The sequence below is a fragment of the Pseudoduganella aquatica genome (assembly GCF_020865585.1).
Classification (GTDB): Bacteria; Pseudomonadota; Gammaproteobacteria; order Burkholderiales; family Burkholderiaceae_D; genus Rugamonas; species Rugamonas aquatica_A.
On the sequence record NZ_CP086370.1, the window covers coordinates 84822 to 105655 of the forward strand.

At 67.9% G+C, this 20834-nt stretch carries 16 protein-coding genes; 12 read left to right on the forward strand and 4 right to left on the reverse strand.

Features of this window, described 5'->3' with window-relative positions; genetic code table 11:
* Positions 1-174: 174 nt before the first annotated feature.
* Genes KT882_RS00310 through KT882_RS00365 form a run of 12 tightly spaced genes read left to right on the forward strand, consistent with a single transcriptional unit; the run spans position 175 to position 12418 of the window.
* Complete coding sequence (locus KT882_RS00310) at positions 175-972, forward strand: aldolase/citrate lyase family protein (RefSeq protein WP_161074335.1); 798 nt, start codon at positions 175-177, stop codon at positions 970-972.
* 2 nt (positions 973-974) lie between these two features.
* Positions 975-1724, forward strand: coding sequence for an SDR family NAD(P)-dependent oxidoreductase (locus KT882_RS00315; RefSeq protein ID WP_228894090.1), 750 nt, complete (start codon positions 975-977; stop codon positions 1722-1724).
* The gene (locus tag KT882_RS00320; RefSeq protein WP_228894091.1) at positions 1708-2793 is read left to right on the forward strand and encodes a 3-dehydroquinate synthase; all 1086 of its coding nucleotides are present in this window, start codon (positions 1708-1710) and stop codon (positions 2791-2793) included. Before KT882_RS00315 ends, KT882_RS00320 begins: the two co-directional genes overlap by 17 nt.
* 2 nt (positions 2794-2795) lie before the next feature.
* On the forward strand, positions 2796-3863 hold the full coding sequence (locus KT882_RS00325; protein ID WP_228894092.1) for an NAD-dependent epimerase/dehydratase family protein: 1068 nt from the start codon (positions 2796-2798) through the stop codon (positions 3861-3863).
* 12 nt (positions 3864-3875) lie between these two features.
* Positions 3876-5639: a thiamine pyrophosphate-binding protein gene (locus tag KT882_RS00330; RefSeq protein ID WP_161074331.1), complete on the forward strand. Its 1764-nt coding sequence runs from the start codon at positions 3876-3878 to the stop codon at positions 5637-5639.
* 25 nt (positions 5640-5664) lie between these two features.
* Positions 5665-8451, forward strand: coding sequence for an O-linked N-acetylglucosamine transferase family protein (locus KT882_RS00335; RefSeq protein WP_161074330.1), 2787 nt, complete (start codon positions 5665-5667; stop codon positions 8449-8451).
* Complete coding sequence (locus KT882_RS00340; protein WP_161074329.1) at positions 8448-9311, forward strand: hypothetical protein; 864 nt, start codon at positions 8448-8450, stop codon at positions 9309-9311. Before KT882_RS00335 ends, KT882_RS00340 begins: the two co-directional genes overlap by 4 nt.
* Positions 9308-9934, forward strand: a complete 627-nt coding sequence (locus tag KT882_RS00345; RefSeq protein ID WP_228894093.1) for a PI-PLC domain-containing protein — start codon at positions 9308-9310, stop codon at positions 9932-9934. Before KT882_RS00340 ends, KT882_RS00345 begins: the two co-directional genes overlap by 4 nt.
* A 20-nt stretch (positions 9935-9954) precedes the next feature.
* Complete coding sequence (locus KT882_RS00350; protein WP_161074327.1) at positions 9955-10599, forward strand: HAD family hydrolase; 645 nt, start codon at positions 9955-9957, stop codon at positions 10597-10599.
* Positions 10592-11335 carry a glycosyltransferase family 2 protein gene (locus KT882_RS00355; protein ID WP_161074326.1) on the forward strand — a complete coding sequence of 248 codons (744 nt, stop codon included), beginning with the start codon at positions 10592-10594 and terminating at the stop codon, positions 11333-11335. The genes KT882_RS00350 and KT882_RS00355 overlap by 8 nt, the downstream gene beginning before the upstream one ends.
* 10 nt (positions 11336-11345) lie before the next feature.
* Positions 11346-11684, forward strand: coding sequence for a cupin domain-containing protein (locus tag KT882_RS00360; RefSeq protein ID WP_161074325.1), 339 nt, complete (start codon positions 11346-11348; stop codon positions 11682-11684).
* Positions 11678-12418, forward strand: a complete 741-nt coding sequence (locus KT882_RS00365) for a glycosyltransferase family 2 protein (protein ID WP_161074324.1) — start codon at positions 11678-11680, stop codon at positions 12416-12418. Before KT882_RS00360 ends, KT882_RS00365 begins: the two co-directional genes overlap by 7 nt.
* An 18-nt stretch (positions 12419-12436) precedes the next feature.
* Here KT882_RS00365 and KT882_RS00370 read toward each other — a convergent pair whose 3' ends face one another.
* From KT882_RS00370 to KT882_RS00385, 4 genes are all read right to left on the reverse strand, one after another.
* A complete protein-coding gene (locus tag KT882_RS00370; RefSeq protein ID WP_161074323.1) occupies positions 12437-13291 on the reverse strand; it encodes a hypothetical protein in 855 nt (284 codons plus the stop codon).
* A gap of 19 nt (positions 13292-13310) precedes the next feature.
* Positions 13311-14672 carry an HlyD family type I secretion periplasmic adaptor subunit gene (locus tag KT882_RS00375; protein ID WP_161074322.1) on the reverse strand — a complete coding sequence of 454 codons (1362 nt, stop codon included), beginning with the start codon at positions 14670-14672 and terminating at the stop codon, positions 13311-13313.
* A complete protein-coding gene (locus KT882_RS00380) occupies positions 14645-16804 on the reverse strand; it encodes a peptidase domain-containing ABC transporter (RefSeq protein ID WP_161074321.1) in 2160 nt (719 codons plus the stop codon). Before KT882_RS00380 ends, KT882_RS00375 begins: the two co-directional genes overlap by 28 nt.
* 162 nt (positions 16805-16966) lie before the next feature.
* Complete coding sequence (locus tag KT882_RS00385; protein ID WP_228894094.1) at positions 16967-20749, reverse strand: heme utilization protein; 3783 nt, start codon at positions 20747-20749, stop codon at positions 16967-16969.
* Positions 20750-20834: the final 85 nt, after the last annotated feature.

A 20834-nucleotide genomic window follows, 5' to 3' on the forward strand; every position in this document is an offset into this window, starting at 1 on the left:
GAAATGAAGGGCCATGCGGGCGCAGCTTCCCTTATGCGGCCCGCTGCCTGCGAGCTACAATAGCAGTCAAACAGGGCATTTAATGACTACGGTCAATGACGGCAAGGGCAGCGCGCAGTCAGACTGATCAGAGACATACTCGGCAATCTTGCCTAAATCTGGAGGAGTGAACAAATGAATAAACGCGAACGTCAGATGCTGGACATCCTGAAACGCGGCCGTGACGAATTCGGCTACAAGGCCGTCAAGGCCGAGTTTGAAGCCGAGGGCACCCGTATCGACGAACTGCTGCGCCTGATGGACATCGCGCGCAAGGCCGAACTGAAGATCGGCCTGAAGATCGGCGGCTGCGAAGCCGTGCGCGACCTGCTGGAAAGCCGCCAGCTGGGCGTGGACTACATCATCGCGCCTATGGTGGAAACCCCGTACGCGCTGTCCAAGTTCATTGAAGCGAAGAACAAGGTCTACACCGAAGAAGAGCAGGAAGACACCGATTTCCTGTTCAACCTGGAAACCCTGTCGACCTTCGGCCACCTCGACGAGATCGCCCGCGTGGCGTCCGCACCGGGCGGCGTGGAAGGCATCGTGTTCGGCCGCGTGGACTTCTCCGGTTCGGCCGGCCTGAGCCGCGACAACATCAACGACGACCAGATCACCGACTACATCCTGAAAACCGCCGAAGTGTGCAAGCAGAAGAACCTGCACCTGGTGGTGGGCGGCGGCGTGTCGATGGACTCGCTGCCGGCGCTGCGCCGCATGGCCGCCGTGCACCTGACCCGCTTCGAAACCCGCAAGGTGATCTTCGAAGGCGCGGCCGCCAACAATCCGAACATGGACAAGGGCCTGCTGCAGGCCGTGCATTTCGAACTGCTGTGGCTGCAGAACAAGCGTGACTACTACGGCTTCATCGAGCGCGAAGATGCGAAACGCATCGACATGCTGGAAGCGCGCTGGAAAGTGCTGAACACCTGAGCATGACGGCCGCCACCCACGCTACGGGCGCGCCGCCGCGCGCGCTGGTCTTTGGCGCCACCGGCGCCATAGGTTCGGCCATCGCGGCGCGCTGCGCCGGCGCGGGCTGGCAGGTCACCGCAGTGTCGCGCAGCGGCGGCGGCGACGATTTCGATCCGGCCTGGGACGCCATCCGCACCCTGGCCTACGATCCCTTCGCCGCCACCGCAACGGCCGAGGCCGCGCTGCGCGAAGGCGGCCCCTACACCGCCGTGGTGTGGGCGCAAGGCGCCAACAGCACCGACAACGTCTACAACGTGGACCTGGACGCCCACCTGGCCCTGTACCAGGCCAACTGCCTGTACATCCTGGCCACCATGAAATGGCTGCTGGAACACAAGCTGCTCGCGCCGCGCGCGCGCCTGTGCGTGATCAGCTCCATCTGGCAGAACCTGGCGCGCCAGGACAAGCTGTCCTACTGCATGAGCAAGGCAGCGCTGCAAGGCCTGGTGCTGTCGGCCAGCGCCGACCTGGCCAAGGAAGGCATGCTGATCAACGCCATCCTGCCCGGCGCGCTGGACACCCCCATGACGCGCAAGAACGTGGCCCCGGCCCAGCTGGAAAAGCTCAGCGGCGCCACGTATTTCAACCAACTCCCGGCACTGGAAGACGTGAGCCAGCTGGCCCTCTTCCTGTGCTCGCCGCAAAACACCGGCATCACCGGCCAGTTCATTGCGGCCGACCTAGGTTTCAGCCATGTCCGACTACTTTAAGATCGCTTCCAGCGCCGGCGACTACGCGGTGCGCATCGGCGGCGGCCTGTCCGCCGACGAGCAGGGCGATCCGTCCCAGCAGATCGTGCTGTGCGACCAGTTCTTCGCCGACGCCTACCGCGCCCAGGGCCTGAAGGTGATCGCCATCGAGGCCACCGAAACGGCGAAAAGCCTGGACCGCATGGGCGACATCATCGTGGCCATGCGCGAATTCGGCGCCAACCGCAAGACCCGGCTGCTGGCCGTGGGCGGCGGCGTGATCCAGGACATCGCCACCTTCGTGGCCTCGGTGTATATGCGCGGCCTGCAATGGAACTACCTGCCCACCACCCTGCTGGGCATGGTGGACTCCTGCATAGGCGGCAAGTCCTCCATCAATGTGGGCAGCTATAAAAACCTGATCGGCAATTTCTACCCGCCGCAGAACGTCGTCATCGACATGGCTTTTGCCGCCACGCTCAACACCGAGCAGCGCGTGGCCGGCCTGTGCGAGGCGGTGAAGATCTGCTTTGCCCACACCGGCAGCGCCTTCGGCGACTACCTGGCCCTGAACGCCAGCGCCGCCAGCAGCGCCGACACGCTGCAGGATGTGATACGCCTGTCGCTGCAGACCAAGCGCTGGTTTATCGAGATCGACGAGCACGACCACAAGGAACGCCTGCTGCTCAACTACGGCCACACCTTTGGCCACGCCATCGAAAGCGCCTGCGACTTCGCCATCCCGCACGGCATCGCCGTGGGCATAGGCGTGCTGGCCTCGCTGCATTTCGCCCGCCTGAACAATCACTATGCCGCCGTGCCCGAACGCGTGGCGCAGCTGGAGCGCCATATGACCGGCCTGCTGGGCGCGCTGCCGCAGCTGCCGGCCCAGATCGCCCAGGTGGCCGTGGACGACCTGCTGCGCCGCTTCGAAGCGGACAAGAAGCACAGCCAGAGCCATTACGCCGTCATCGTGCCGGACACGCAAGGCTACCTGGTGCGCATGGAGCTGCCGAAGACGGACGCCAGCCGCGCCATGCTGCTGCAAGCCTTCCGCGCCGCGCTGGCGCAGGCCTCCGGCTCGGCCTGACCATGGCCGGCAACACCGCCCCGCCCGCCGCCGCACCGGCGGCCGCTTTGGCCCCGTCCCTGGCGCCGTCATTGGCCCCATCGCTGGCGCTCAGTGCGCCGCTGGCGGCCGCCCTGCGCGCCGCGCCGTGGCACTTTGTCGTCACCGGCGCCAACGGCTGGCTGGGCCGCGCCACGCTGGCCGTGCTGCGCCATGCGCTGGGCGAGGATTTCGCTAGCCGCGTGACCGCGCTCGGCTCGCGCGCCGCCAGCCTGGAGCTGGACGGCCACGCCGTGCCGGTGTCCCCGCTGCTGGACTGGACGCCGCCCGCCAACACGCCGCTGCTGGTCTGCCACTACGCCTTCCTGACCATGGACAAGGTGCAGGGCATGAGCGCGGACGACTACGTGGCGCGCAACGAAGCCATCCGCAACGCCGTGCTGGGCTGGATCGCGCAAGGCGCGGTGCAGGCCGCGCTGGTGCCCTCCTCCGGCGCCGTGTACGACTACCTGCGCGGCCTGGAAGACCCGGAACTGGCGGCGGCGCGCAATCCCAACGCGGTGCTGTACGGCCGCCTGAAGCACGAGGACGAACTGGCCTTCGCGGCCGCCTGCAAGCAGCACGGCGCGCGCCTGGTGCTGCCGCGCGTGTTCAACCTGGCCGGCCCCTGCATCAATAAATTCGACGCCTACGCGCTGGCCTCCTTCATTGCCCAGCTGCTCAAGGAAGATGGCGGCATCACCATCAACGCGCGCCGCCCGGTGCTGCGCTCCTACTACTACATCGGCGACCTGCTTGAGCTGTGCTTCGGCCTGCTGCTGCGTGCGGACGCCGCCCCCGTGCTGCGCTTCGACACGGCGGCCGACGAGGTGGTGGAGCTGGAGCCGCTGGCGCGCCGCGTGGCCTCGGTATTGGGCAAGCAGGCCGCGCCCGCGCGCGCCGCGCTGGACCCGGCGCTGCCGGCCGACCGCTACGTGGGCGAACGCGCCGGCATCGCCGCGCTGGAAGCCATGCTGGGCCTGCGCCCCATGGCGCTGGACGAACAAATTTCCCGCACGGCTGACTACATCGCCGGCGTACTCACCAAATAAACAAGGACCGACATGAAATACAGCGACTTAATGGCCGAATGGCTCAAGAGCATGGGCTACACCCACTGCTTCTACGTGGCGGGCGGCAATATCATGCACCTGCTGGCCAGCAGCGCCAAGCATTTCAAGATGGTGTCGGTGATCCATGAAGTGGCGGCCGGCGTGGCCGCCGAGTACTTTAACGAAGCCAGCACGGACGGCTCGAAAGCCTTCGCCCTGGTGACCGCCGGCCCCGGCATGACCAACCTGGTGACGGCCCTGGCCGGCGCCTTCCTGGAAAGCCGCGAGCTGCTGGTGATCGGCGGCCAGGTCAAGACCGCCGACCTGTCGCGCGGCACGCTGCGCCAGCGCGGCATCCAGGAAATCGACGGCGTGGCCATCGCCCGCCCGGTGTGCAGCGTGGCCGAACTGCTGGACGAGCCGGTCTCGCGCGCGCGCATGGAACAGCTGGTGCTGGACGCCAACCACGGCCGCAAAGGCCCGGTCTTCCTGGAGCTGCCGCTCGACATCCAGGGCCGCAGCGTGGACCGCGCCGAACTCGAACAGCTGGCCCCGCCCGTGCCGCCGGCGCTGCCGCAGGCCAGCGACGCCGTGATCGCCGAGCTGGCCGCGAAAATCCGCGCCGCGCAGCGCCCGCTGCTGCTGCTGGGCGGCGGCGTGTCGCGCGCCACCGCGCAAGCGCTGCAGGACCGCTTCGCCGCCATGGGCCTGCCGGTGACCACCACCTGGAACGCGGCCGACCGCATCGCCGCCGATCATCCGAACTATTTCGGCCGTCCCAACACCTGGGGCCAGCGCTACGCCAACCTGCTGCTGCAGCAAAGCGATTTGCTGCTGGCCATGGGCACCCGCCTGGGCATGCAGCAGACCGGCTTCAACTGGCAGCAGTTCGTGCCCAAGGGCCAGGTGGTGCATGTCGATTGCGACCTGGCCGAGCTGGAAAAAGGCCATCCGCGCGTCGAGCACCCCATCCACGCGGACGCCAACAGCCTGCTGCTGGCGCTGGCGCAGCAGGACCTGGGCGAGCACGGCGACTGGCTGGCCTACTGCCGCGAAGTGAAGGCGGCGCTGCCGCTGATTGAACAGAACAGCACCGGCGAGGCCTATATCTCGCCGTACCGCTTCGTGGAGCAGCTGTCGCGCCGCTGCCATGCGGACGACGTGGTGATCCCGTGCAGCAGCGGCGGCGCCTTCACCGTCATGATGCAGACCTTCGCCCAGCAGCGCGGCCAGACCATCGTCACCAACAAGGGCCTGGCCTCGATGGGCTACGGCCTGTCCGGCGCCATCGGCGCGGCGCTGGCGCATCCGGATCGCCGCACGCTGCTGGTGGAGGGCGACGGCGGCTTCGCGCAGAACCTGCAGGAAATCGGCACCGCCGCCGTCAACAAGCTGAACCTGAAAATGTTCATCTTCGACGACAACGGCTACGCCTCGATCCGCATGACGCAGAAGAACTACTTCGGCGGCAGCTACATCGGCTGCGACATCAATTCCGGCCTCGGCCTGCCGGACTGGGAGCAGCTGTTCAAGGCCTGGAACGTGCCGGCCCTGCGCATCGGCAAGGACTTCGACGGCAGCGCCGACTTCGCCGCGCTGTTCGACGCGCCCGGCCCGGCCGCCTTCATCGTGTCGATCGACCCCGAGCAGAGCTACTTCCCGAAAATCATGAGCCGGGTCACCGAGAGCGGCGCCATGGAATCGAACCCGCTGCACCAGATGTCGCCGGCGCTGGACGACGCGCTGCAGCGCGCCACCATGCGCTACCTGGACTGATACCTTACTTAAGCAACGAGACTTTATGGCCAGCACACCGCACACCGCCGCCCCCGCCAACCTGGCCGACGCCGCCCAGCAGGCGTTCACCGAGGCCGGACAAGGCAGCCTTTCCATCACCGGCCTGTTCGACATGGCGGGCCGCATCTCCGAAGCCGGCCAGCCCGCGCTGGCCATCCAGCTGTACCGCCTGTGGCTGGACAACACGCCCTCGCCGCTGGCCTACGCCGCCAATTTCAACCTGGCGGTGCTGCTGGTGAACGTGGACGAGGCGGCGGCCGAAGCCGCCTACCGCCTGTCCATCACGCAGAACCCGCAGTTCGTCGAGGGCTACCTGAACCTGGGCACGCTGCTCGAGCGCATGAAGCGCCCCGAGGAGTCGCTGGAGCTGTGGCGCAAGGCGGTGGACCTGTCGCCGGCCAACACCCCGCCCACGCGCGCGCTGCGGGTGCAGGCGCTGAACAATCTCGGCCGCCTGCAGGAAATCCTCAAGCGCCTGCCGGAGGCGGAGAAGGCGCTGGCCGAAAGCCTGCGCCTGGATCCCAACCAGCGCAACGTCATCACGCACTGGGTGCACCTGCGCCAGAAGCAGTGCAACTGGCCGGTGTACGACACCTCCATCGGCATCAAGAAGAAGGTGCTGATGGACGGCACCTCGGCGCTGGCCATGCTGAGCGGCTCACCCGACCCGGCCATGCAGCTGCACGCCTCGAGCCGCTATGTCGAGGAAAAAGTGCTCAAGGGCGTGGACCCGCTGGCCACCGGCGGCTATGTGCACGAGCGCCTGCGCATCGGCTACCTGTCGTCGGACTTCTGCTCGCACGCGGTGTCCATCCTGACGGCCGAGCTGTACGGCCTGCACGACCGCAGCCAGTTCGAGGTGTTCGCCTTCGACTGGAGCCACGAGGACGGCTCGCCGCTGCGCGCCCGCGTGATCGCCGGCATGGACCACCATATCCGCATCGGCGGCCTGTCCGACGAGGAGGCCGCGCGCCTGATACGCTCCTGCGAGATCGACATCCTGGTCGACCTGCACGGCCTGACCCTGAACGCGCGCCACAACATCCTGTCCTACCGCCCGGCCCCGGTGCAGGTCACCTGGCTGGGCCTGCCCGGCCCGACCGGCCTGCCGGAAATCGACTACGTGATCTCGGATCCCTTCGTGCTGCCGCCCGAGCTCGAGCCTTTCTTCACCGAAAAGCCGCTGCACATGCCGCACACCTTCCAGATCAACGACCGCCAGCGCCAGATCGGCCCCACGCCCACGCGCGCGTCCTGCAATCTGCCGGAAGACGCGTACGTGTTCTGCGCCTTCAACAACACCTTCAAGATCACGCCGGACGTGTTCGAGAGCTGGATGCGCATCATGAAGGCGGTGCCGGGCAGCGTGCTGTGGCTGGTGGCGGAAAGCCCGGTGGTGCGCACCAACCTGCGCCGCCACGCCGAGCAACTGGGCGTCGCCACCGAGCGCCTGCTGTTCGCCGAGCGCGTGGTGCCGGCCGAATACCTGGCGCGCTACCAGGTGGCCGACCTGTTCCTCGACACCGCCCCCTTCGGCGGCGGCACCACCGCCAGCGACGCGCTGTGGGCCGGCCTGCCGGTGCTCACCTGCGCCGGCCGCACCTTCTCCTCGCGCATGGCGGGCAGCCTGCTGCACGCCATCGGCCTGCCGGAGCTGGTCACGCACAAGATGGAGGACTACGAGGCGCTGGCCATCCGCCTGGGCAACGACCGCGCCTACAGCGCCGAGCTGCGCCAGCGCCTGGCCGACAACCGCATGACCACGCCGCTGTTCGACAGCGAGCGCTTTGTGCGCGACCTGGAGCAGCGCTTCAAGGACATCGCCGTCAAGACCGCGCCGCCGCCGGTGATCAACGGCCTGCCGCTGGTGTCCATCCTGCTGCCCACGCACAACCGGCCGGACTACGCCGAACTGGCGCTGCAAAGCGCGCTGGCGCAGACCTATCCGCATATCGAGATCATCGTCAGCGACAACAGCGACGACGAGCTGACGCGCGCCCGCTTCGCGCCCTACCTGGCCAAGCACCCGAATATCCGCTACTACCGGGTGCCGGGCTACAACGCGATGGAGAACGGCCGCAACTGCTTCCGCCATTCGCGCGGCGACTACGTCAACTACCTGATGGATGACGACCTGTTCCACCCGGCCAAGATCCTGCGCATGATGTCCTTCATGCTGACCGATCCCACGCTGGGCCTGGTGACCTCCTTCCGCCAGCTGATCGACGCGGCCGGCAACGACATTCCGCCGATACCCGGCACCGAGCGCCTGTTCGAGACCGAGGCGCGCGTGACCGGCGCCTCGCTGGGCCGCATGCTGCTCACCGACGGCAACAACATCATCGGCGAGCCGACCACGGTGCTGGTGCGCCGCAGCGCGCTGGAACGCGAGTTCGGCGTCTACGCGGGCCGCCAGTACACCGCGCTGTCCGACGTGGCCACCTGGCTGACCGTGCTGCGCAACCACGACGCGGTCTACCTGCCGGAAACGCTGAGCTACTTCCGCCTGCACGGCGGCCAGGACCAGCGCGCCGAAAGCACCCGCATCCGCTGCAACCTGGACTGGCTGCAGCTGTACACCGACGCGCTCGAGCGCGGCGAGTACCTGCCCGACCGCGCCGCCGCCGAGGAGCAGCTGGCCAGCAAGCTGACCACCATGGTCTGGTTCCTGGGCAGCGTGCGCAAGCATATCCAGGAGAGCAAGTTCGACCTGGAAGCGATCCAGTCCGTGGTGTCGCAAGCCACCGGCGTACTGCTGCGCAGCAACAACAAGGAGGACGAGGCGGCATGAGAACCCGGCCCTACGTCATCCTCACGCCGAGCTATTGCGTGAGCGCCGGCGTGCGCGTGATGCACCACCTGTGCCACGAACTCAACGGACTGGGCTTCGACGCCAAGCTCATGCTCACGTCCAACCTCAGTCCGCCGGGCGAGCCGCTGGTCAACCCGGCGCTCAACACGCCCGTGATCAACGGCCTGTTCCCCGAGCACTGGGACCGCATCAACGAGGAATCCATCGTCATCAGCTCGGACGGCGTGATCGGCAACCCCTTCAACGCCAAGCGCCTGGTGCGCTACGTGCTGGGGCGCGAAAACCAGCCCACAGCGGCCGACGAGTTCCCGCTCTACTACTCGCGCACCTTCCCGATGGACAAGAGCAAGGCGGTGCATACGCTGTACTACCTGCCGATCGACCTGAGCGTGTTCAATCCGAACTACGCGCCGGCGCGCGACCAGGACATGCTGTGGCTGGGCAAGGGCGCCAAGTTCTGCCTGGAGCGCCCGCCCGGCGCGGTCGACATCACCTACACCTGGCCGCCCACGCGCGAGGAGCTGGCCGCCAACCTGCGCCGCACCCGCTATATGTATTCCTATGACGCGGTGAGCGCCACCAACGGCGAGGCCGTGCTGTGCGGCGCCGTGGTCATCCTCAAGCACCTGAGCTACCACGACTGGGAGTGGACCCGCGCCGACGTCGAGGCGACCGAACTGGGCGCCGGCGGCTTCGCCTTCGACGAAAGCGAGGCCGAGATCGAACGCGCCTTCAATTCGCGCGGCGAGCAGATGGAGCGCGCGCGCCACATCATGGCCGCTTACCGGCCCAGCCTGCTCGCCTTTGTCGAAGCCAGCCAACACCGGTTCCGCCTATGAAATTTTGCGCCCACCGCGGCCACTGGCTGCAGCCGGCCGAGAAAAACAGCCTGGAAGCCTTCGAGCGCGCGCTGGCCGGCGGCCACGGCATTGAAACCGATGTGCGCGACGCCGGCGGCGCCGCCGTCATCGCGCACGACCTGCCCAGCGGCGGCGAAATGAGCCTGGACGCCTTCCTGGCGCTGTGCGCGCGCCACCCGCGGGCGCGCCCGCTGGCCCTGAACATCAAGGCCGACGGCCTGCAGCAGCTGGTGCGCGCCGCGCTGGAGCGGCACGCCATCGAAGGCGCTTTCGTGTTCGACATGGCCGTGCCGGACGCGCTCGGCTACCTGCGCGCCGGCCTGCCGGCCTACACCCGCTGCAGCGAATACGAGAACCCGCCGCCCTACCAGGAACAGGCCGCCGGCCTGTGGCTGGACTGCTTCCACGGCGAATGGTACAGGCGCGAGCTGATCGCCGCCTGGCTGGAGCGCGGCAAGCCGGTCTGCCTGGTCTCGCCCGAGCTGCACGGCCGCCCGCACCTGGCCTGCTGGCAGCAGCTGCGCGACTGGCGGCTGCACCGCCATCCGCTGCTCAGCCTGTGCACCGATTTCCCCCTGGAGGCCGCGGCATTTTTCGCATGACCGGTAGCGAGCATAACAACATGACCAACAACAACAAAATCCAGGCCATCATCTTCGACATGGACGGCGTGCTGGTGGAGGCCAAGGACTGGCACTACGACGCGCTCAACCGCGCGCTGGGCCTGTTCGGCATGGAGATCAGCCGCCACGACCACCTGGTCACCTACGACGGCCTGCCGACCAAGACCAAGCTGCGCATGCTGTCGCTGGAACGCGGCCTGCCGGAAGGCCTGCACGGCTTCATCAACGACATGAAGCAGATCTACACCACCGAGCTGATACACGCGCGCTGCAAGCCCACCTTCCACCACCAGTACGCGCTGAGCCGCCTGCAAAGCGAAGGCTACCGCCTGGCGGTGTGCTCGAACTCGGTGCGCAGCACGGTGGGGCTGATGATGGAGCGCACCGCGCTGCTGCCGCTGCTGCAGTTCTACCTGTCCAACGAGGACGCGGTCCAGCCCAAGCCCGCGCCGGACATGTACAACAGCGCCATCGCCCGCCTCGGCCTGACGCCGCAGCAGTGCCTGATCGTGGAGGACAACCCCAACGGCATCCGCGCCGCGCGCGCCTCGGGCGCCCATGTGATGTGCGTCAGCGACGTGCACGACGTTAATTACAGCAATATCCGCAAGACCCTGGCGGAACTGGAGGCCGGCCATGCTTAACATCCTGATTCCCATGGGCGCGCAGTCGGTGTTCTTCGAGCAGGATCCGTCGCCCTATCCCAAGCCGCTGGCCGAGATCAACGGCAAGCCCATGGTGCAGCACGTGATCGAGAACCTGCAGACGCTGGACCGCGAAAAGCGCTTCATCTTCATCCTGCGCGACGAGGACTGCTCGCGCTACCACCTGGACAGCTCGGTGCGCCTGCTGTGCGACGGCCACAGCCACGGCTGCCAGATCATCCGCACCATGCGCCCGACCCAGGGCGCGGCCTGCAGCGCGCTGCTGGCCATCGACCTGATCGGCAACGACGAGCCGCTGCTGATCGCCAACGGCGACCAGCTGTTCGACGCCGACCTGAACGCGCTGCTGCGCGACATCGAGGCGCAGCAGGCCGACGCGGCCTGCCTGACCTTCGACTCGCTGCATCCGCGCTGGTCCTATGTGCGGCTGGAGAACGGCAACGACATCGTGGAGACGGCGGAGAAGCACCCCATCAGCCGCCACGCCATCGCCGGCTTCTACTACTTCGCGCGCGGCAGCGACTTCGTGCAGGCGGCCCAGCGCTCCATCGCCAAGGACGCCAGCGTGGACGGCGTGTTCTACATCGCGCCGGTGATGAACGAACTGATACTGCAAAACAAGCGCCTGAAAGCGCTGCCGCTGCCGCCCGGCAGCTACCACACCTTCTACACGCCGAAGAAGATAGAAGAATACGAAAACTCGCTGCGGCCCTAAGGAGCATCCCATGCAAATATTCAAACAGGCCGATATGGTCAAAGGCTGGTTCGTGGGGGATTTCACGCCCACCGTGCTGGCCACCCGCGCCGCCGAAGTGGCCATCAAGACCTACGCCGCCGGCGCCCGCGAGGAGCGCCACTACCACAAGATTGCGCAGGAAATCACCGTGATCCAGAGCGGCCGCGTGCAGATGAACGGCCGGGAATTCTCGGCCGGCGACATCATCCTGATCCAGCCGCTGGAATCGACCGATTTCGTGGTGCTGGAGGACACGGTGACGGTGGTGGTGAAAGTGCCGGGCGCGGTGGACGACAAATACCTGGGCGAGCCGGAGGCGGCATGCTGAACATCGTCCTGCCCATGGCAGGCCACGGCAGCCGCTTCGCCAACGCCGGCTACAGCGTGCCCAAGCCTTTGATCCCGGTCGGCAAGCAGACCATGACCGAGCTGGTGGTGCACAATCTGCGCCCCGGCCAGCCGCACCGCTTTATCTTCGTCTGCCAGCAGGCCCACCTGGACCGCTACGGCCTGGCGGCCCACTTGGAAGCCATAGCGCCCGGCTGCGCCATCGTGCCGGTGGACCAGGTGACGCAGGGCGCGGCCTGCACCGTGCTGCTGGCGCGCGCCTTTATCGACAACGACGCGCCGCTGATGATCGCCAATTGCGACCAGTATGTGGACATCGCCATCGACGACTACCTGGCGCGCATGGAAAGCGAGCAACTGGACGGCCTGATCATGACCATGACGGCGGACGACCCGAAATGGTCCTTCGTGCGCCTGGACGCGCAGCGCCGCATTACCGAGGTGGTGGAAAAAGTGGTGGTCTCGGACGAGGCCACGGTGGGCATCTACAACTTCCGCCGCGGCGCCGATTTCGTGGCCGCCGCCGACAGCATGATCGCGCAGGACAAGCGCGTGAACGGCGAATTCTACGTGGCGCCGGCCTACAACGAGATGCTGGCCCAGGGCAGCCGCCTGGGCTTTTACAACATCGGCAGCGACCGCGCCGGCATGTACGGCCTCGGCATTCCCGAGGACCTGGACTACTTCCTGCGCGAGCGCTGGCGCGAGGGCTGAGCCCGGCCGGCTCCCGCTTTACACCGGGTCGCGTCCCGACAATTGCGGCGGGATGCGGGCCACGATGTCGGCCACCGACACGGCCGGGTTGCGCTCCACGCGGCCGCCGAAGAACATGTCCTCGGCGTGCTCGTGGAACACCGATTCCATATAGCGCGGCACGCCGCGCCACACCACGGCGTCGAACATCGCGCGTTCCATGCAGATCAGGTCCGAGATCACGCCCAGCTCCTGCAGGCGCATATAGGCCAGGCTGTGGTCCACGTGCGAGGACACATGGTAGCTCTGGCCCGCGGCCGACAGTTCGAACAAATGCTGGTACACCGCCAGCAGGCTGGCGCTGTGGCCGATATTCATAAAGTCCGGCATGCTGTACGGCTTATCCATGTGCATATACTCGATCAGCACCGATTTCGGATAGCTCAGCAGCTTGCGGAACTCGGCCAGCACATGGGTGAAATTGACCGACACGTCGCTGCGCAGGCGCAGCGTGAGCGCCTCCTTGCCATACAGCTCGCAGGCCGCCTGCAGGCCGCGCATGGCGCCGTAGTACAGCTTCTGCTTGCTGTTCGGCAGCACCATGCCTTCGCGCACATCCTGCGTTTTCAGATTGCTCTGGTCGGACAGCACCAGGTGGTCGAACAGCGAGCGGTTGGCGTTGAGCCACTCGGCGTCGTCGTTCCAACCGCTGTAGATAACCTTGAAGCCCTGCACCCGGAACACATAGCACAGCGCATGGATGGTATGGCTGGCGTCGAAAGGCACGTTGAGCAGCTGGCGCGCTTCGGTGTCCTTGGTGAGGTTCTGCGTAACAGGGTTGATGCCGCTGGCGCGCAGCGGTCCCTGCAAAACAAGTACTTTCGTAATTGCCATGGTCTCTTACGTATAAGAATTATGGTTCGCGTATCGATTCGTCCAGCGCCTTGGTCAGCGGCCACAGCAGGTAGGACATCACCGAGCGCTTGCCGACGACGATCTCGGCGGTCAGCGTCATGCCCGGCAGCAGGCGCTGCTGGGGTTCCAGCTTGCGCAGCTTGATGCTGCCCATGTTCAGCGTGCCCAGGTAGTAGGCGTCCGTGCCCTGGCCCGGCAGCACCTGTTCGCGCTTGAACGAGTCCTCGCTGATGGTGCGCAGCTTGCCGTCCAGCATGCCGTGGCGCTGGAAGGGGAAGGCGTCGATCTTGATGTGGGCCGGATCGCCCGGCTTGATATGGCCGATGTCCAGCGAATCGATCTCGACCTGGGCTTCCAGATCGGCGCCCAGCGGCACCAGGGTGAACATGGTTTCCGCTTCGCGCAGCACCGAGCCGGGCGACAGCTTGGCGATCTCCAGCACCACGGCGTCGGCCGGGGCGGTCAGCTGCACCAGCTTGTGGCGGCGGTCGGCCTTGGTCAGCTGCTCGTTGATGCCGTCGCGGTCGCGGGTGGCGGTCAGCAGGTCTTCCATCATGCGCTGGCGCCAGTTCTTGCTGAAGGCGGCCTGCTCGGCCTGGGCCGCGTTCAGCTCGCGCTGCATCTCGACGTCCTTGTTGCGGCCCATGACCATGGTGCGCTCGACTTCCAGGCGGCGGTCGCGCGCTTCCAGCAGCTGCATCTTGGCGCCGAAGTTCTCGGCCACCAGTTTTTCCTGCATGGCTTCAATCTCGGACAGCGACTTGAGGCGCTGCGCCAGCACCTGCTGGTCGCGCTGGTTGGTCTCGATGCCGGCTTTCAGGCGCGCGATATTCTGCTCCAGGCGCATTTTCTGCGCCTCGTAGTTGGCCTGGCGTTCGGTCGACAGCTGCGCCTGCAGCAGCTGGTCGGCGTCGCGGCCGCCGGCGGCGGCGGCGCCCGGCTTGCCGGACAGTTCGGCGCGCAGGCCCTCGGCCTGGGTGTCCAGGCTGCGCAGGCGGTTGCGCAGCTGCGCCTCGTCGGCCTGGGTGAAGGTCGGGTCCAGCGTGGCCAGCAGCTGGCCCTTCTTGACCACTTGCCCGGCGCGCACTTCGATGGTCTGGATAATCGCCGTCTCGAGCGGCTGCACCACGATGTTGGGGCGCGGATTGACCAGGCGGCCGTGCGCCATCACCACCGTCTCCACCTGCGACAGGCTGGCCCACAGGATGAAGGTGACGAACAGGCCCAGCAGCACGTGCAAGGTCATGCGCAGCCAGCGCGGCAGCGGATTGCGCTCGATGGCGTCGGCGTCGGGCAGGAACTCGATTTCGGTCCGGCCGCGGCGTTTCGGGCTTACAGGTGGCTTGTTTGCTGGTTCCATAAATGCTGATAAGTGTCGCTACGGGTAAGCAGTTCCTGGTGGGTGCCGGCGTCGACCAGCTGGCCCCGCTGCATGACCAGGATGGAGTTGGCGTTGACCAAGGTGGACAGGCGGTGCGAAATCATCACCACGGTGCGGCCCACCGCGATCTTGGACAGATTGCGGATGAAGATGGCTTCGCTTTCCGGATCCAGCGCCGAGGCGGCCTCGTCCAGGATGAGGATGCGCGGCTTGGCCAGCAGCGAGCGCGCGATCGACAGGCGCTGCTTCTGGCCGCCCGACAGATTGCTGGCGCTTTCCTCGAGCAGGGTGTCGTAGCCCATGGGCAGGCGTTCGATGAACTCGTCCGCGCCGGCCGCGGCCGCCGCTTCGGCGATTTCCTCGAAGGTGGCGTCCGGCTTGGTGACGGTGAGGTTCTCGCGCACGGTGCCGCGGAACAGGAAGTTCTCCTGCAACACCACGCCGATCTGGCGGCGCAGATGGGACAGCTCGATTTCGCGCGCATCCACGCCGTCGAAGCGCACGATGCCTTCCTGCACCGAGTATAGGCCCTGGATCACCTTGGTCAGCGTGGTCTTGCCGGAGCCGGAACGGCCCACCACGCCCACCACGGTGCCGGGCTGGATGGTGAAGCTGGTGCGGTCCAGCGCGGCGGTCTGCGAGCCCGGATAGCGGAAGGTGACGTCGTCGAACTTGATCTCGCCGTTCAGCACGGGGCGCAGGCCGCCGGCGCCGGCGCGGCCTTCCGGCGCGCGGTTCATCACTTCGCCCAGCATTTTCACCGACAGCGCGGTTTCCTGGTACTCATTGACCAGGCCGACCATGGAGATCAGCGGGCCGGTGACGCGCTGCGACAGCATCTGGAAGGCGATCAGCGCACCGACCGACAGGGTCTGGTTGAACACGTCCTGCGCGCCCAGCACGATCAGCACCACCGGCATCAGCTTGCCCAGGAAGTCGGTGATGGCGTTGCCGGTGATGGAAATCTGGCCGACCCGGAAGTGCATGGTGATGGCTTCGGCCGAACGCTGGTCCCAGGTGCGGCGCTGGGCCGGCTCGATGGCCAGCGCCTTGACCGTGCGCATGCCGTGGATGGTTTCCACCAGCATGCCCTGGCGGTGGCCCTCGGCCGCGTACAGCGCGTTCAGGCGGCGCTGGTAGGCCGGCACCATGGCCATGACGATGACCGCGATCATGGCCGTGAAGGCCAGCACCACCATGGCCAGCTTGACCGAGTAGCTGAACAGGATGGGCAGGAAGATCAGCAGCGAAATCAGGTCCAGGCCGGTGAAGAACAAGCGTCCGGTGAGGAAGTTGCGGATCTTTTCCAGCTGCTGCATGTGGCGCGTGACCACGCCGGCGGTGTGCGTCTCGAAATAGTCGATGGGCAGCGACAGCAGGTGGCTGAAGGTGCGGCGCGTGAGCCGCATGTCGATCTTGTTGGAGGCGGCCAGGGTCAGCATCTGGCGCAGGTAGCCGAAGGTGGCGTCGAACACCAGCGCGATGACGATGCCGGCGGCCAGCACCCACAAGGTGGTGACGGCCTGGTGCGTGAGCACCTTGTCGATCACCAGCTGGAAGAAGATGGGCGAAGCCATGGCCAGCAGGTGCATGGCGATGGCGGCGATGAAGATGTCGCGGTAGGCCGCCTTCTGCTTCAGGATTTCGGGAATGAACCAGCGCAGGCTGAAGGGCTGGTTGGGGTCGCTCAGCTTGTGCTGGCGTTTCAGGAACACCACCTCGCCGTCCCAGCGCGCGCAGAAGTCGGCCTGGCTGACCATGACCACGCCGGCCGCGCCGGCCGCCGGGTTGAGCACCGCCACCATGCTGCCGCCGTCGCCGGCCACGTCGCTGTTCTGCTTGGCCCCCACGGCGATCACCATATTGCCGTCGCGCAGGCGCGCCATCAGCGGGAACACGCCCTCCTGCGCCATCAGACCGTTCCAGTCCAGGCGGCCGGCCTTGGCCTTCAGGCCGATGTCGCCGGCGATGCGCAGCAGCAGGCTGTCGCCCGGCTCCTCGGCGCCCAGCGCGTAATCGTCGATCAGGCGTTCGGGATTGATCTGCAGGCCATGGTGCTGCGCAATCGCGGTCAGGCACTGGATGGCTGTGTGGGGAAATTTATCGTGCATCGTCTCGGTTGGGCTAGTAAGTGCGAGTTGCATCCGTGCAAGATACACCCGGTCTGGGGATTCTACCGCAGACCAGCGGCAAGATGGGCTATCTTGCCGCTTTTCCGGGGCGCTTGGAAGGCTGCGCTACGCTTATTTCCGCTTCTGTTCGTTTCTGTCCATTTATTTCGCCGCAGCCAGCCAGCCCTGCTGCGCGGCGCCGTGCCAGAACGGCAAGCGCGGCGCGTCGGCCGGGCCGGCCTGGGCCGCCGCGCTGCCCGGCGCGGCCAGGCCGAAGCGCTGCAGGCTGTCGGCCATTTGCGCCACGCAGGCACCCAGGTCGATGCCGCCGGCGCCGCCGTTGCCCAGGCCCAGGCTGCCGCCCCCGGCGGGCGGCGCGGCATGGGCGTAGGACGACAGCGCCTGCACCAGGCCGCTGACGCTGCTGCGCAGATCGGCCGCGCCCGGCTTGGCGGCGCTGCCGGCAAACCACACGTCGGCCGCCGCGTGGCTGGCGCCGTCGGCGCTCTGGTAGCTCGACGTCAGCCCGACGATATTGCCGTTGTTGAGCGACACGTCCTGCTTGCCCTGCAGGCCGATGCGGGTGATGTGCAGCTCGTCCAGCGTGTGCAGCTCGGCGGCGGCGCTGACGCCGTCGCTGTTGCTATCAACCCACACGCGCAGGCGGCTGAAGGCGGCGTCGTCCGCGCTGATGGCGCCGTCGCCGTTGCTGTCGAGTTCGGCCAGCGCCTGGTAGCCGTTGCCGGCCTTGGCGCCGCTGGCCAGCGTGGTGCCGGAACCGAACAGTTCGCCGCCGTCGCCGATGCGGCCGTCGCCGTTGCGGTCCAGGGCCAGCAGGCCGTCGGCCGGACCGGCCCAGCCGGTGGCCACCGGCGCGCCGGCCGCCAGCATGTCGAAGCGCACGCCGGCCGACAGGCCCAGGGTGCTGACGCCGTTGCCGTCCAGGTCCAGCACCAGCGGGGTGTACAAGCTGGACAGGGCAGCGACCTGTTCCACGCTCAGCGCCTGCACCTGGGTGGACGTCAGCGCGCAGATCTGGGCGCTGTTCAGGCTGGCGATTTGCAGCGTGCTCAGCGCGCGGATCTGCGCCGTGCCCAGCGCGCGCACGGCGGCGGTGGCCAGCACCGCCACGTCCTGACCTTCCAGCCCGGCGATGGCGCCGGTGCCGAGCGCGGCCAGCTGCGCGCCGTTCAGCAGCGCGGCCTGGGCGGTGGTCAGCGCCGCCACCTGGGCCGTGCCCAGCGCGGCGATCTGCGCGGTTTTCAGCAGCGCCACGGCGGCGGTTTTCAGCGCGGCCACGTCCTCGGCGTCCAGCGCGCCAAAGGCGGCGCCGGACAGCGCGGCCACTTGCGCCGTGCTCAGCGCGGCGGCGTGGGCGCTCGTGAGCGCGGCGACCTGGACCGTACTCAAAGAAGCGATGGTGTCGCTGCTCAGCGCGCCCAGCTGGGACAGGCTGAAGGCGCCGACCTGGCCGCCGCTCAGCATGGCGATCTGGGCGCTGCTGAAGGCGGCCAGCACGGACGCCTTCAGGCCGCCGATGTCGCGGCTTTCAATCGCGGCGATGGCCTCGCTGGACCACAGCGACAGCTGCGCATTGGTCAGCCCGCCCACCTGCAGCGAACTGAGGGCGGCGATCTGGCTGCTGCCCCAGCCTTGCGCCAACTGGCGCGAATTGATCTGGCCGATATGGCCGGCGCTCAGCGCGGCCACCTGGGCGCTGCCCAGCGCCGCCAGCTGGTTGCTGGCCAGGCCGGCGGCCGCGTAGACCGACAGCGCGGCCACGTCGGCCGTCTGCAGGGCCTGGATGGCGGCGGTGCCGAAAGCCGCCAGCTGCGCGGCGCTCAGCGCGCCGGCCTGCTGGGTGTTCAGCGCCACCACCTGGGCCGTGTCCAGCGCGGCGATCTGCGCCGTCCGCAGTGCCGCAACGGCGCTGGCGCGCAGCGCGCCCAAGCCGTCCGTGCCCAGCGCGGCCAGGGCCGCCGTGGACAGCGAGGCCACCTGCACATTGGTCAGGTAAGCCATTTGCAGCGTGCTCAGCGCGGCAAGCTGGCCGTCGCTCAGCGCGTTCAGCGCAGCGGTGTTGAGGGCAGTGATCTGGGAGCCGGTCAGGCTGGCGATCTGGGCCGTGGAAAGCGCGGCGAGCTGGTTGGTCTTCAAGGCGGCGAAGATGGCCAGGCGCAGGCCGGCCAGGTCCGACGTTTCCAGCGCCGCCAGCGCTTCGCCGGACAGCGCGCCGAACTGGACGGCGCTGAGCGCGCCCAGCTGGGCCGAGGTCAGCGCGGCGATCTGGGCCGTGCTGATGGCGCCGGCCAGCTGCGCGGTGGTCAGCGCGGCGATCTGCTGCGTGCCCAGGGCGCACATGCGGGCGGCGTCGAAGGCGGCCAGCTGGGCCGCCGACAGGCCGGCGATGGCGCTGCTGCGCAGCGCCGCCAGGTCCGCCGTTTCCAGGCCGGCCAGCGCGGAAGCCGTCAGGCTCAGCACCTGGGCGTTGCTCAGCGCGGCGGCCTGCTGGGTGGTCAGGGCGGCCAGCTGCGGCGCGCTCAGCGCGGCCAGCTGCGCGGTCTGCAGGCCCGCCAGGGCAAAGGCCTTGAGGGCGGCGATATCCTCCGTGCCGAGGGCGGCGATGGCGGCCTCGGACAGCGCGCCCAGCTGGGCGGAAGTGAGCGCGCCCACCTGCTGGCTGCGCAGCGCGCCAGCCTGGCCGGCGCTGAACGCGGCCAGCTGGGCCGGGGTGAGCGCCAGGGTCTGGGCCAGGGTCAGGGCGCGCACGCCGTCGCTGCCGAGGGCGGCGATCTGCGCGGCGCTGAAGCGGGCAAGCAGCGTGGTTTTCAGCGCGGCCAGGTCGGCCGTTTCCAGGGCGGCGATGGCGGCGGCGGACAGCGCGGCCAGCTGCGCCGTGCCCAGTGCGGCGGCCTGGGCCGTGGTCAGCGCGGCCAGCTGCGCCGTGCTGAAGGCGGCCAGCTGCTCGTTCTTCAGGGCGGCGATGACGCGGGTCGACAGGGCCGCGATGTCGGCCGCGTCGATGGCGGCCACGGCGGCCAGCGACAGCGCGCCGAACTGCTGGCTCGACAGCGCGCCGATCTGGCGCGAAGTGAAGGCGGCCAGCTGGGCCGCGTCCAGGCCGCCGGCCAGTTGCACGGTGGTCAAGGCGGCGATCTGGGCGGTGGTGAGCGCCTGCGCGCCGCGCGTGCCCAGCGCGGCCAGATGGGCGCCGTCCAGGCCGCGCACGGCGAACGCCTTGAGCGCGGCCAGGTCGGCCGTGTCGAGCGCGGCAAGCGCGTCCAGGCCGAAGGCGTTGAGCTGGCGGCTGTTGAGGGCGGCGGCCTGCGCGGTGCTGAGCGCGGCCACATGCGCCAGGCCCAGCGCGGCGATCTGGCGCGTGCCCAGGCCGCTGATGGCGTTGCTGCGCAGCGCGGCGAAGTCGGCCGTCTCCAGCGCGGCCAGCGCCTCGGCCGACAGCGCATTGAGCTGGCTGGAACTGAGCGCGCGCGCCTGCAGCGTGCTCAGCGCGGCGACCTGGCCGCCGTTCAGGGCAGCGGCCTGGCTGGTTTTCAGGGCGGCGATGGCGGCGGTGCGCAGCGCGGCGATGTCCACCGCGTCCAGCGCGGCCACGGCCTCGGCGCGCAGGCTGGCCAGCTGCATCGCGCTCAGCACGGCCATCTGGGCGCTGGTGAGCGCGGCGGCCTGGCCGGCGCCCAAAGCGGCCAGCTGCGCCGGCTTGATGCCGGCGAAGGCGGCCACGCTGAGCGCGGCGATGTCTTCCGGCGCCAGCGCACCAAAGGCGCTGGCCGTCAGCGCGCCGGCCTGGGCCGAGGACAGCACCGCGACCTGCTGCGCACTCAGGGATGCAGCCTGGCTGGAGTTGAGCGCCGCGAACACGCTGACCGCCAGGGCGGTGATTTGCTGCGTCGTCAGATCCGCGATCTGCAAAGTGGTAGTGGCCAAAGGTCCGCCTCAATAGTCAGTTTAAAAAGTTATCCCGATTCTAAGAGGTAAGAGCGGAGGGCAAAGCCAAGAAAAAAGCGGCAAG

What these genes read in the sequence shown, in the direction of transcription:
- KT882_RS00310 (WP_161074335.1), top strand. Translation starts at nt 175, where the DNA reads ATGAATAAACGCGAACGTCAGATGCTGGACATCCTGAAACGCGGCCGT.
- KT882_RS00315 (WP_228894090.1), top strand. Translation starts at nt 975, where the DNA reads ATGACGGCCGCCACCCACGCTACGGGCGCGCCGCCGCGCGCGCTGGTC.
- KT882_RS00320 (WP_228894091.1), top strand. Translation starts at nt 1,708, where the DNA reads ATGTCCGACTACTTTAAGATCGCTTCCAGCGCCGGCGACTACGCGGTG.
- KT882_RS00325 (WP_228894092.1), top strand. Translation starts at nt 2,796, where the DNA reads ATGGCCGGCAACACCGCCCCGCCCGCCGCCGCACCGGCGGCCGCTTTG.
- KT882_RS00330 (WP_161074331.1), top strand. Translation starts at nt 3,876, where the DNA reads ATGAAATACAGCGACTTAATGGCCGAATGGCTCAAGAGCATGGGCTAC.
- KT882_RS00335 (WP_161074330.1), top strand. Translation starts at nt 5,665, where the DNA reads ATGGCCAGCACACCGCACACCGCCGCCCCCGCCAACCTGGCCGACGCC.
- KT882_RS00340 (WP_161074329.1), top strand. Translation starts at nt 8,448, where the DNA reads ATGAGAACCCGGCCCTACGTCATCCTCACGCCGAGCTATTGCGTGAGC.
- KT882_RS00345 (WP_228894093.1), top strand. Translation starts at nt 9,308, where the DNA reads ATGAAATTTTGCGCCCACCGCGGCCACTGGCTGCAGCCGGCCGAGAAA.
- KT882_RS00350 (WP_161074327.1), top strand. Translation starts at nt 9,955, where the DNA reads ATGACCAACAACAACAAAATCCAGGCCATCATCTTCGACATGGACGGC.
- KT882_RS00355 (WP_161074326.1), top strand. Translation starts at nt 10,592, where the DNA reads ATGCTTAACATCCTGATTCCCATGGGCGCGCAGTCGGTGTTCTTCGAG.
- KT882_RS00360 (WP_161074325.1), top strand. Translation starts at nt 11,346, where the DNA reads ATGCAAATATTCAAACAGGCCGATATGGTCAAAGGCTGGTTCGTGGGG.
- KT882_RS00365 (WP_161074324.1), top strand. Translation starts at nt 11,678, where the DNA reads ATGCTGAACATCGTCCTGCCCATGGCAGGCCACGGCAGCCGCTTCGCC.
- KT882_RS00370 (WP_161074323.1), bottom strand. Translation starts at nt 13,291, where the DNA reads ATGGCAATTACGAAAGTACTTGTTTTGCAGGGACCGCTGCGCGCCAGC.
- KT882_RS00375 (WP_161074322.1), bottom strand. Translation starts at nt 14,672, where the DNA reads ATGGAACCAGCAAACAAGCCACCTGTAAGCCCGAAACGCCGCGGCCGG.
- KT882_RS00380 (WP_161074321.1), bottom strand. Translation starts at nt 16,804, where the DNA reads ATGCACGATAAATTTCCCCACACAGCCATCCAGTGCCTGACCGCGATT.